Source organism: Sulfurisphaera sp., from assembly GCF_059755235.1.
This window is the reverse complement of record NZ_DBPRYF010000055.1, coordinates 16,906-26,767: the sequence shown is the minus strand read 5'-3', so window position 1 is coordinate 26,767 and position 9,862 is coordinate 16,906. Positions and strand designations below refer to the sequence as shown.

Sequence of the window (9,862 nt, the reverse complement as noted above, 5' to 3'; positions counted from 1 at the left end):
CAATGAGAACAGAAGACGCAGTATATCTCTTAATTGGACAATTACTAGGTAGAGGTATTCAAGAAGCTTCAGAGTTCCTACCATTAGACCCTAACTTAAGAAAAGCTGTAAGATTTGCAGTAGGTGTAGGTGGATTAGTAGCTGTAACAAAAGTTAGGATGTCACCAGAGACCGAAGCATTAGTGGGTGTAGCATCCTCAAAAGTATTGGCAGACGAATTAGTAGACTTTATATTACAGTTCTTCTCAAAACCTGCATCAGCTCAATCATCTCAAAGCTTAGCAGTTCCTGTACAAATTGTTCCTGTACAAAGAAAGGCTTCTCTTTACTAAACTTTTTTTAAAAAATTAATTTTAGATAACCTGTATTTGAACTATTTGCGCCGATATTGTTTGTTGTACACTAAATGATGCTGACCCCTCTGCTAGGCAATTCTGTAATCCCATAACTGTTTGCTGACCAATATATTGTCCTGTATCTGAATTTATGAAATAAGATGTGTAACTTCCGCCTGTAGATTGCCATACCTTTACTAATACATACCAAGTTCCTCCTGTCAATATCGAATCATCAAAGTTAAACACTAAGTAATCTGATGTTTGCCCAGGGTTTAATGTTACTGATCTAAATGGATAAAACTCAAACCAATCACTTCCTGCGTTTCCTGTTGGATATGCATTACATCCTGATCCACTAATGTTTTTTGCTATAGTTGCTCCTACGTAAAAAGTCGCGGTAACATTACCAGTATTCTTTATTTGTACCTTAATCTGTCTTGCCCCTAGTCCATATACACTGAGTTTTGCAACCTTATATGCCATAAATATGTTTAATATCTATTGAATATTAAAAAGATATATGATATATGTTGATGTAAACGTAATGGATGGAACAGCTGAAATAGAAGTTACCCCACTTGTCAGTATAAAACCAACTATAGTAATCTATGATATTAACCGTAATCAATACTATTTCTTCGAATTCACCAAAGAGATTTCTGAACCAACAACTGTGAAGTTTAACTTCTTTGAAAAAGGATATTACGTAGCTTTTGTTGGCTTTCTGTACAATGAGACCTTTTATATAACCGATTTAGATTCTTTCCAGATTACTCAACCTATAGTACCATCCAAAGCTCAACAACCATATGAAACTACCCCATCTATCTTGGTTCCCTTCCTACTAGCAGGATCTGTGTATCTGGGAGAACATTTAATAAATCACAAGGTCCTATAATATATAAATGGCGTACAAAGTAGCTAAGTTATCCGATGGAAGTAACTTAGCACCATTATTATTAGCTATTCTAGCAACTGTTTATAATATTGATAAGTGGTATCATAAAAAGATAGGATTATTTGATATGATAGTCAACCTAACGCCGATTTATCTAACAGTCATAGCAGAATATACATGAAAGTACTGATAACATCTTACAGGCTTAATGATTTGGTAATGTATTATGTATCTGAGTATATAATCAGAGTATTTATACCACAGCTGGAAAAAAATGGTATAATCTATAATTTCTTATATGAAGATAGAGATACTGAGGAGAACTTTAATGCAAATGTAGGGAGCGCTGATATAGTTATTTTAGCAGGTCACGGAGCAGATGACTATATAACTGGTTATATGTATTATCCAATAGTTCAGGCTTGCAATAATGATGGTTTACTAGCTGGAAAAAAGGTTTGTACTGTTTCTTGTTCATCAGCAAAAGTTTTAGGTAGCTCTGCAATTAATAAGGGAGCTTTACTTTACATTGGATATTTAAGAGAGGCGGTTATGGTCTTCTCATACAATGTTTCAGATGTAAGGAATGCCCCAATTGAACAAATTGATCCTCTAAAAGATGAGTTAGCTTATCCCTTTCTAGACACTTTGTTTTATCCTGCAACGCTGTTAGTAAACGGAGAAGATCCAGAGAGTATTTATAAAGAGACAATGGATAGATATGATTATTGGATAAATTATGCATTAAGCAAAAATTCTAGTGATTGGTCAGAAGTTGCAAAGTACTTGATGTGGAATAAGGATTCTCTAGCTATTTATCCAGTCTATACTGGTCAAACTAAACCTCAAACTCAATCGAGTGCTTCTATTATAATTCCCTTCTTGTTAAGTGCAGCTATATATATTCCAAAAAAGTTTAGAGAGCATCCGAGATAGCCTTAATAGCAAATGCTATCATTGTGAAACCAAGTAAATAAGGTAATAACTGTATTAGAGTTTGAAGGGTATCTGTATCCGATGTAGCTAACTTTGCAACTTTGTACACCATTTAGGACTTTTTCTTTTTGAATATATCACTCACAGCCTTAATAGGAAGAGCAATTACGGCAGCTATTAAACTAAATGTCAAAATTGTAGATAACGTAGATGTACCAGATGTACTAGTCGTACTAGCTTGTTGTAGACCGTTCATAACGGTCTGTAAAGCATTTATACATTGATCTAGTGGTATCCCCTGTTGTTGGCAATATGATAATACACTATTGACCGTATCCATCTCAACTTGTACTTTATTTATCGTGAACTTCCAATAATTAATTCTATCTACTAAATAACCTATAGAAAAGATTAGTGCAGTTACTGCAAATATTACAACTGCTACTAGTACTATCACAGGTATTGCAAGTGAATTGTTTATTTGACTATAATACTGAGCTGCAGTTTGATAGTCAGATTCGCAAGAAATTATTATTTCATTATATCCATTCCCTTGAGATGCGAAAGAGGTTGAATAAACATAAAAGTTCTTTGATTCAAGGCTATTCGTAAGTTGGCTTGCTATTTCTTGTATTGTTGATGCATCTACACTCTTCTTTAAGTATACTTCCATTATAACTGGCAAGTTATAAAGCTTGAAGTGAATTACCAACGGTTGTTTATAATCACGTCCTGGATATTTATATATTATTTGTTGATCATAGTGTGCCAAATAGTTTATATCAGGTAAACCACCGTAGAATTCAATTACTTGTGATGCCCATTTGGTATACTCTGCCTCCCAACCGGCTACAACAAAAACATTTTTGTTGTTATACTTTACATAGGTAATCATACATGGTTCGTATCCTACCGCATCTCTGACTGCATAAACACCTGGAATATACAAGTTATCAACTAAATACTTTACGTTTGGGTTAACTACTTCTCCTCCAACTAATACAATTGTAGTATCTGTTATACTGTCTAATACAAATTGATCTGTTAGCATTGTTTTATCTCCTAATACATTTGCTATTCTTTCTGCAGCTTCTTTATCTGCTGCGGATGAGTAAATTACTACCATTAATAAATTAATATGCATAAGACAATATAAATTATATGGGACTAGATGCCCTACAAAGGTTGATTAAAAAGAACCCCTTGGAAGCTAATAGAGTAATAACAGTAGTAGATGGAACGCCGTATACTGTTACAGAGGCAATTAATTTATTGCAGTGTTCAACATGCTCAGAGGATTTGAAACAAAAAATACTAAGCGCTCTGAATTCAATCGGAGTTGATCCACCAGATATACCAGATCAATGGTGGGAATTAGCTTATGCTAGGTATGAACAAAAGCCAGATAACTTTGTTATATTTTATAGAGGTAGGATGTGGACTAAGCAAGATATATTAAGGGAGATTGCAAATAGGACATCAATAGGAGAGGAATTCGTATTAATGGAGCTAGGATACTTGCAAAAACTTATGCAGTAACTACTCCGTCAACTAAAACGCCAAAGGGTAAAGGTTCGCTTGAGTTGTTTACTCCAACTACTCTCAATTCTTTTTTAACTATGTATGGTGGGTCATATACAAATTTATCTTGTCTCTTATACCTATAAACCTCTTCTCCATCTATATAAACAACATATTCTGTATCGGGATACCACTTATCAATTATCAATAAGTAAAAATACAAAGTATAACCTTCTGGAACCTTTATTCTAATTATATCTGATTGTCTATTTGGATTTATCGTTATTGTCCTACTATTTTGTCCTAAGATAGATAATGGATAAAACTTCATTCTTTTAAGTACTTAATTGCAATAAATATTAAAGCTGTAAACCCAATTCCTAATGATATACCCATAAGTAATCCTTTGAGAAACTCTTCATTAAGTGTGATTGTTACTTGTGGGATATTACTCGAAATATTATCTGCCATAGGGTACCCTCTTTCCACCATATTTAAATACTATTCATTAGATTTTAAATGTGCTAATAGCCAACCTATGATAACACCTAGTGCAAATGATAATAGAGCAATGATTATCTCCCTATTTGTTTCTGAGCGAGCGATTTTATTCACTTCTTGTAGTATTTCTTTTACCGTATCTAACTCACTATAAGTTTGTCCCCCTGTTTGTTCCACTTGAATAGGATATCCTCTTTCAACCATATTAAATTTATATGTTCTACAAAATAAATATATCCTTATGGCGAATCCGATTTACGAAAATGCCTTTAATGAATTTAAACCAGTAGCAAGGATAGGAGAGTATGTAGCATTGAGGACACCATCTGGAAAGGAGAAGTACTTTAAGGTAGTGAACATAGAACCCGTAGCATTTATAGGAGACTTAATGCCACTAACGGGATTGACTAGTATACCACCACAAGGAAATGCTACCATAACATCAACCACTGCACAGAATGTGTTAGCTGTAGATACAGATATACTATTACACTATAGGTTAATACCACAAGATGATTTCTGGTATGCATATGAACAATATGGAAGAAGAATGCAGCTAAAGAACGTTAACTCATGGCTAGGAAAATTCTTAGTAGATACAGCACCAAACTTATTAGAATACTTTGTATATGAAGATAACACACCGCAGATTGACATATACAATCCAAGCACAACTAGCTCATTAAGTTCATTGACATTTATGTTAGTAGGATTCACATATAGGTTAGAGGAGCAAATGACAAAGCCGCAGTACATAACGTATATACCAATATACGCTGAAATCTAAGGCCTATAAAATTATAAGATACAATTATATAAAATTGAATACCTTAAAGAATTAAAGTTTGATGGAAAGTCATGGAAAGCTCCAGTACCAATAACAGTACCAGAAACTAGTGTATCGGCTAATACAAACACTACAATATTTACACCATCGGCTGGATTCTCTGTGCTAAGCATAATGGTTACCGATACGTCAGGTTCAACTAACACAGTTACAATATATGACGGATCAACTGCTTTAAAGGTACTAAGCGTTCCAGCTAACTCCTCAGTTACTCTAAGTGATGTAGTTGTTAAGAATAGTCTAGTAGTAAACGAAACTGGTACCTGCAAGGTTTTCGTAACTGGTTTGGATTACTCGTCAAAATATTGATTTTTTTGGAAATTTTTTATATTTGTTATAATACATAATAATTTATATGCCGGAGTGGACCACCATACCTGTAACCCCAGATACTAAGAAATTACTAGAAGAATTGAAAAGGAAATACAATATTTCAACCTATGACGATCTAATTAGACAGTTAACAACACCAGGAGAAACTATTATGATTGATTTATCAAAAACTGTTCCACCTGCCACTGCAATCTTATGGAATGAGAATTACTATAACGTCCAATGGGACGGAACAGTAACACAAGTTACTCTTCATTTTCCAGAAGGATGCGATGGATTAGTATCGGTTAGAGTAGGTGTTAAAACAAATACTGGTTTATTTTGGATAATACCACAGGTTGGATTTGTAGCTTTAGATGGCACTACACAGTCTTATAATGTTCAATTCCCAGTTAGCAAAGGAGATAGAGTTGTGGCAGAGATTTACAATTACGATAGTACTTATGAACATAGGGTTGGGATAATTGTTGGCCTACAAAAGAAACCTGTAATTAATACCATATAATGCCAATTAGTATAAAACCCATAGGGGCCGGAAAACCAGATTATAGCGTAGAAGTATCAAGAAGTGTAATACCTACAGCAACACTAAGCCAAGAAGGTTATTGGGCAACTATTGATATGACAATAAGTCCATACTCTTATCAGTGGGTTGCTGTAGAAAAAGGATTTGATCAGACCCATGAAACAGTACCGCCAGGTGAAGTATTTTATTTAGATGAGTATACCGTTACTACTGATAACAATGTCTTGATAGAAATTGGGGCAGGAAACGGTAATCCAGTAACTGGAGAAATCATAATAGCAGGATTTGCATTTGGATATGGATCAGCAAGCTTACATCCAAGAAGAGCCTTTAACTATCCAGAAGGCTCAGTACCCTTGTATTATATTGCAAACTATAGTCCATATACTATCACGGCTCATATAAATATTTATGGTGTTATAGAAGTATTAATATAATGACGCAAGCAACTATAACACAAGGGGGAAAGACGTGGCAAAGTAACATTAAAATTATACAGTCCGGTACAGTAAAACCAAGCTAAAATGACCGAAATAAGACCAGTAGTTTGGACTGGAGCAAACAAAGAAACAACTCAGATAGCTAGCAATGTAACTATTAATGCCAATTCTTCTCAAACCTTTAGTTTAACAATTCCACCAGGAAAAACTGGTATGGCAATTACTATTAATGTTACTTATAATTCAAGTGCTACTGCTGGAGCTACAATACAGATATTTTACTCTCAAGACGGTGTAAACTTTGATACGGTTACTAGCGAAGTTGATAATTTATCATTCACGGCAGGAGCAACGGTACAACAAACCTTTACACATCCATGTATTACTCCATATGCTAATATAGTTGTGACAAACAAAGATACATCACAGGCTTTGACCCTAAATAGTCTCTGGGTAACTTATATATAATGCCATTAGATGTTATAACATATTCCAAGCTAAGGCAATTAGAAGAAGAGTTAGGTACAGAATTTACAACTGGTGAAATAGCTGTAAATACAATAATTCCAAAAAGTTCAAACAGTATAACTGTTAACGGTAACTTAAATATTTCAGGTAATGCATCCGCTAATACAGTAACTGCAAATACAATAACATCAAGTTCTGGTAGCATATCAGTTCAGGGAGATTTAAGCGTTTCGGGTAATGTATCTGCGAGCAATATATCTACTGGTACAGTAACTGCAAATACAATAACATCGTCTGGAAATCTAAGTATTACTAGCGGTACTACATATACTGAAAATCTACTTCCTTCATCTAACAACACTTATTCTTTAGGAAGTTCATCAAATATATGGGCAAGCGTATATGCTACAAATATTTATACTAGCTCTATAAATGCTAATAGTGGACAAGTAAGCTTTACAGGAAATATAATACCGAGTGCAAATAATACTTATTCATTAGGAAGTTCCTCAAACACATTTGCAAATATATATGCTACAAATATATATGCCAATGCTGTGTATACAAGTAGTGGGCAGGCAACTTTTACAGGAAGTATAATACCAAGCGCGGATAATACCTACTCTCTAGGAAGCTCAAGCGATAGATGGGCTTCAGTTTATGCAGTTAACGTCTATACAGGTGATGTAAAGTTAATGAATGATTGGACAGTCACTGAGAGAGATGAGGACGGGAATATCATACCCAACGGGGTCAGAATACTCAATGATAAAAGGGAAGAGATATTTAGGATAACTGAGGATGGCATATATTTCAAGGGTAAAAAACTTAAGTTGATATATGAAGAATAATAAGATATGGCAATATATATAAGACAATCAAATGGAACTTATGTTCCAATTGGATTAGATATAGTTACCGCTATAAAAAACATAGAACCTCAATATCTAGATCTCCAAGCTAGCTTAGATACAGGTTTACTAACAGCGGATGATATAGCAGCGTATTTTAACTCTGTAATCAAAGCACAAAGCTTTGATTTGTGGGCAAATAGATTTAATAATTGGTTACAAACAGAATTATCTGTCAACAGCATAGCAAGTATATTCAATTCATCAAATATTTCGGTAGATACAGTTGCAGGGATTTTAAGTTCACCCTATATCACATCAACTAATGTAACTAGTATATTAACCAATCTAAACATTTCCCTTGATAGACTAGCTTACATCTTTGGCTCTAATAACTTTACAGATCCAAGTAAGATTAAATCTGTACTTTCTTCATTATCTGCTAATAATGCTCAGTATGTTCTACGTAAAATGGTTAACTTAGGATATTATGATAAAGTACTTCAAATAATGACTTTTGACGCTTCTGATCTTCAAGGAACTGCTACTTATATTCTTAATGGTGTAAATAGATATAGATATATAAATATTGGTGGTGCGTATCTACCTAGTCCTGGGGTTATATTTGCAGATACTATAACCATCGGCAACATCTATCCACATTCAACTTTTGGTGCTGGCGGTTCAGCTGGTGGAGGCGGAGGAGCGGGAGGTAGTAGCCCAAATGGAATAATATTATTAGGCAGAAAGGTAAATGTTGGAACAATAAACGCAAATGGAAGTAATGGAGGTAATGCTAGTTCATCATCGACTGGTGGTGATGGCGGAAATGGTGGTAATGGAGCATTTTGGTTAATAGGATCTGATATGCCAGGACAAGGTGGAAATGGAGGTAGGGCACTGGGTACTAATGGTAGTGGATATTATAATGGTGGAGGCGGAGGAGGTAATGATTACTCTAATGGAACTGGATTTATTGCTGGAAATGGTGGAGACTCTGCAAGAACTACCTTTAATACTGCTACCGATTTACTAAACAACTTATTTTACTCTATTGTAGATTGGTATATAGTAAATGTTTTAGGAAAAACACCTTCCTCTACTATAGCTATTCCATCCTTGGGTGGTTCGGGAGGTGGAGGAGGTTGTGTAGATCCCTTACTCGGAGGCGGAGGAGGAGGAGGTGGTGGTGGTAGTGAAGTTATTATTTATGGAACAAATATTACACCTGGAACTATAAATGCAAATGGGGGTAATGGAGGTAATGGTATAGCTTCAGGCTATGGCAAGGCATTTGGAGGTGGAGGAGGAGGTGGAGGAGTTGTTTATGTATACTATGTAAACCCATATTCAGGATCATTTACAATAAATGTAAATGGCGGAGCGGGAGGATCTGGTTCTGGTAGTGCTTATGTTGTTCCAGGTGGTTCTGGATCAGCAGGAGTCTATAGAATAATTCAAATATGATCTACTCAATCTGGGCTCATAAACTAACCAAGCAAGATATTGATGATATAGCCAATGCTGGCTTTCAGATGATTATTGCAACAGATTGGGATAACGATACCTACCAATATGCTAAAGAGAAAGGAATAACCCTATTAAGATGGATTAGGGATCAGGAAGGCCTAGATAATGTCCTGCCCTACATAAGCAAATCAGATGGATTCGTTCTAGACCCAGAATCTCATAACAAAAAGTACTATGATAGCTTACCTAATGAATTACTCGATAAGATTGTTGGAACAGCAACTTGGGCCATACCAATTCCTATTTTCAAAACCTTAGCTACGAAGATGATAAACTCATATTATGGAATACATATAGAAGATGTTTATTACCCATGGACTGCTGTAAAAATATATGATACTGAGCTTCCATATTTACAATATTTCTTCCCAATGGTCTATCCCTTCACTAGTTTCTGGGCAGATCGAAGAGTTAAGTGGATGTTAGATGGCTGGGCTGGAATAAAGGAAGAATACTCAGAATATAAAGTTATCCCAATACTACAAGCCTTTTCGAGAGCCTTATTGGATGAAGGGGAAGATGTATGGCATCCTTCAAAGAAACAATTGAAAAACTGGATGTCCTATGTCACTAGGAAAGGTTTTGATGGAGTGTCCTTCTTCTGTTGGGAAACTTATAAGAACCTATATAATAGTCCAAACTTCTTACCAAGATATAAGACGTAAACTTGTTG

18 protein-coding genes are annotated in these 9,862 nt (G+C 35.0%); 12 read left to right on the top strand and 6 right to left on the bottom strand.

All coding sequences use genetic code 11. From position 1 onward, the window contains the following. Positions 1–2 precede the first annotated feature (2 nt). Positions 3–332, top strand: a complete 330-nt coding sequence (locus AC3OCB_RS11960) for a hypothetical protein (protein WP_498342810.1) — start codon at positions 3–5, stop codon at positions 330–332. Positions 333–353: 21 nt separating this feature from the next. On the opposite strand, the gene AC3OCB_RS11955 is transcribed toward AC3OCB_RS11960, so the two are convergent. Next, positions 354–821, bottom strand: coding sequence for a hypothetical protein (locus AC3OCB_RS11955; RefSeq protein WP_498342809.1), 468 nt, complete (start codon positions 819–821; stop codon positions 354–356). Between the two features lie 37 nt (positions 822–858). Between AC3OCB_RS11955 and AC3OCB_RS11950 the strand changes: the two genes are divergently transcribed. Genes AC3OCB_RS11950 through AC3OCB_RS11940 form a run of 3 tightly spaced genes read left to right on the top strand, consistent with a single transcriptional unit; the run spans position 859 to position 2,172 of the window. After that, positions 859–1,236, top strand: a complete 378-nt coding sequence (locus tag AC3OCB_RS11950) for a hypothetical protein (RefSeq protein WP_498342808.1) — start codon at positions 859–861, stop codon at positions 1,234–1,236. 7 nt (positions 1,237–1,243) lie between these two features. After that, positions 1,244–1,417, top strand: coding sequence for a hypothetical protein (locus tag AC3OCB_RS11945; protein WP_498342806.1), 174 nt, complete (start codon positions 1,244–1,246; stop codon positions 1,415–1,417). Next, on the top strand, positions 1,414–2,172 hold the full coding sequence (locus AC3OCB_RS11940; RefSeq protein ID WP_498342805.1) for a hypothetical protein: 759 nt from the start codon (positions 1,414–1,416) through the stop codon (positions 2,170–2,172). The genes AC3OCB_RS11945 and AC3OCB_RS11940 overlap by 4 nt, the downstream gene beginning before the upstream one ends. Positions 2,173–2,284: 112 nt before the next feature. Here the strand turns inward: AC3OCB_RS11940 and AC3OCB_RS11935 are convergent, their stop codons facing one another. Beyond that, positions 2,285–3,298: a hypothetical protein gene (locus tag AC3OCB_RS11935; RefSeq protein ID WP_498342804.1), complete on the bottom strand. Its 1,014-nt coding sequence runs from the start codon at positions 3,296–3,298 to the stop codon at positions 2,285–2,287. Between the two features lie 35 nt (positions 3,299–3,333). Between AC3OCB_RS11935 and AC3OCB_RS11930 the strand changes: the two genes are divergently transcribed. Beyond that, complete coding sequence (locus tag AC3OCB_RS11930) at positions 3,334–3,711, top strand: hypothetical protein (protein WP_498342803.1); 378 nt, start codon at positions 3,334–3,336, stop codon at positions 3,709–3,711. Here the strand turns inward: AC3OCB_RS11930 and AC3OCB_RS11925 are convergent. Genes AC3OCB_RS11925 through AC3OCB_RS11915 form a run of 3 tightly spaced genes read right to left on the bottom strand, consistent with a single transcriptional unit; the run spans position 3,701 to position 4,371 of the window. Then, a complete protein-coding gene (locus AC3OCB_RS11925; RefSeq protein WP_498342801.1) occupies positions 3,701–4,024 on the bottom strand; it encodes a hypothetical protein in 324 nt (107 codons plus the stop codon). The genes AC3OCB_RS11930 and AC3OCB_RS11925 overlap by 11 nt on opposite strands. Then, entirely contained in the window at positions 4,021–4,164 is a 144-nt protein-coding gene (locus tag AC3OCB_RS11920; protein WP_498342800.1) for a hypothetical protein, read from the bottom strand. Before AC3OCB_RS11920 ends, AC3OCB_RS11925 begins: the two co-directional genes overlap by 4 nt. 30 nt (positions 4,165–4,194) lie before the next feature. Continuing rightward, the gene (locus AC3OCB_RS11915) at positions 4,195–4,371 is read right to left on the bottom strand and encodes a hypothetical protein (protein ID WP_498342799.1); all 177 of its coding nucleotides are present in this window, start codon (positions 4,369–4,371) and stop codon (positions 4,195–4,197) included. A gap of 64 nt (positions 4,372–4,435) precedes the next feature. Between AC3OCB_RS11915 and AC3OCB_RS11910 the strand changes: the two genes are divergently transcribed. Next, positions 4,436–4,981 carry a hypothetical protein gene (locus AC3OCB_RS11910; RefSeq protein WP_498342798.1) on the top strand — a complete coding sequence of 182 codons (546 nt, stop codon included), beginning with the start codon at positions 4,436–4,438 and terminating at the stop codon, positions 4,979–4,981. Positions 4,982–4,992: 11 nt separating this feature from the next. On the opposite strand, the gene AC3OCB_RS11905 is transcribed toward AC3OCB_RS11910, so the two are convergent. Next, positions 4,993–5,310 carry a hypothetical protein gene (locus AC3OCB_RS11905; protein WP_498342796.1) on the bottom strand — a complete coding sequence of 106 codons (318 nt, stop codon included), beginning with the start codon at positions 5,308–5,310 and terminating at the stop codon, positions 4,993–4,995. An 86-nt stretch (positions 5,311–5,396) separates the two neighbouring features. Between AC3OCB_RS11905 and AC3OCB_RS11900 the strand changes: the two genes are divergently transcribed. From AC3OCB_RS11900 to AC3OCB_RS11875, 6 genes are all read left to right on the top strand, one after another. Further along, on the top strand, positions 5,397–5,879 hold the full coding sequence (locus tag AC3OCB_RS11900; RefSeq protein WP_498342794.1) for a ribbon-helix-helix domain-containing protein: 483 nt from the start codon (positions 5,397–5,399) through the stop codon (positions 5,877–5,879). After that, positions 5,879–6,337 (top strand): hypothetical protein, encoded by a 459-nt coding sequence (locus AC3OCB_RS11895; protein ID WP_498342793.1) that lies wholly within the window; start codon positions 5,879–5,881, stop codon positions 6,335–6,337. The genes AC3OCB_RS11900 and AC3OCB_RS11895 overlap by 1 nt, the downstream gene beginning before the upstream one ends. Positions 6,338–6,424: 87 nt before the next feature. Continuing rightward, positions 6,425–6,808 carry a hypothetical protein gene (locus tag AC3OCB_RS11890; protein ID WP_498342792.1) on the top strand — a complete coding sequence of 128 codons (384 nt, stop codon included), beginning with the start codon at positions 6,425–6,427 and terminating at the stop codon, positions 6,806–6,808. Next, positions 6,808–7,659: a hypothetical protein gene (locus AC3OCB_RS11885; RefSeq protein ID WP_498342791.1), complete on the top strand. Its 852-nt coding sequence runs from the start codon at positions 6,808–6,810 to the stop codon at positions 7,657–7,659. Before AC3OCB_RS11890 ends, AC3OCB_RS11885 begins: the two co-directional genes overlap by 1 nt. Positions 7,660–7,665: 6 nt before the next feature. After that, positions 7,666–9,126 carry a hypothetical protein gene (locus AC3OCB_RS11880; protein ID WP_498342790.1) on the top strand — a complete coding sequence of 487 codons (1,461 nt, stop codon included), beginning with the start codon at positions 7,666–7,668 and terminating at the stop codon, positions 9,124–9,126. After that, a complete protein-coding gene (locus AC3OCB_RS11875; RefSeq protein ID WP_498342789.1) occupies positions 9,123–9,854 on the top strand; it encodes a hypothetical protein in 732 nt (243 codons plus the stop codon). Before AC3OCB_RS11880 ends, AC3OCB_RS11875 begins: the two co-directional genes overlap by 4 nt. Positions 9,855–9,862 lie beyond the last annotated feature (8 nt).

Coding starts and splice junctions, on each gene's coding strand:
- AC3OCB_RS11880 (WP_498342790.1), top strand. CDS start 7,666: ATGGCAATATATATAAGACAATCAAATGGAACTTATGTTCCAATTGGA.
- AC3OCB_RS11910 (WP_498342798.1), top strand. CDS start 4,436: ATGGCGAATCCGATTTACGAAAATGCCTTTAATGAATTTAAACCAGTA.
- AC3OCB_RS11945 (WP_498342806.1), top strand. CDS start 1,244: ATGGCGTACAAAGTAGCTAAGTTATCCGATGGAAGTAACTTAGCACCA.
- AC3OCB_RS11960 (WP_498342810.1), top strand. CDS start 3: ATGAGAACAGAAGACGCAGTATATCTCTTAATTGGACAATTACTAGGT.
- AC3OCB_RS11920 (WP_498342800.1), bottom strand. CDS start 4,164: ATGGCAGATAATATTTCGAGTAATATCCCACAAGTAACAATCACACTT.
- AC3OCB_RS11875 (WP_498342789.1), top strand. CDS start 9,123: ATGATCTACTCAATCTGGGCTCATAAACTAACCAAGCAAGATATTGAT.
- AC3OCB_RS11885 (WP_498342791.1), top strand. CDS start 6,808: ATGCCATTAGATGTTATAACATATTCCAAGCTAAGGCAATTAGAAGAA.
- AC3OCB_RS11925 (WP_498342801.1), bottom strand. CDS start 4,024: ATGAAGTTTTATCCATTATCTATCTTAGGACAAAATAGTAGGACAATA.
- AC3OCB_RS11895 (WP_498342793.1), top strand. CDS start 5,879: ATGCCAATTAGTATAAAACCCATAGGGGCCGGAAAACCAGATTATAGC.
- AC3OCB_RS11900 (WP_498342794.1), top strand. CDS start 5,397: ATGCCGGAGTGGACCACCATACCTGTAACCCCAGATACTAAGAAATTA.
- AC3OCB_RS11930 (WP_498342803.1), top strand. CDS start 3,334: ATGGGACTAGATGCCCTACAAAGGTTGATTAAAAAGAACCCCTTGGAA.
- AC3OCB_RS11935 (WP_498342804.1), bottom strand. CDS start 3,298: ATGGTAGTAATTTACTCATCCGCAGCAGATAAAGAAGCTGCAGAAAGA.
- AC3OCB_RS11940 (WP_498342805.1), top strand. CDS start 1,414: ATGAAAGTACTGATAACATCTTACAGGCTTAATGATTTGGTAATGTAT.
- AC3OCB_RS11950 (WP_498342808.1), top strand. CDS start 859: ATGATATATGTTGATGTAAACGTAATGGATGGAACAGCTGAAATAGAA.
- AC3OCB_RS11890 (WP_498342792.1), top strand. CDS start 6,425: ATGACCGAAATAAGACCAGTAGTTTGGACTGGAGCAAACAAAGAAACA.
- AC3OCB_RS11955 (WP_498342809.1), bottom strand. CDS start 821: ATGGCATATAAGGTTGCAAAACTCAGTGTATATGGACTAGGGGCAAGA.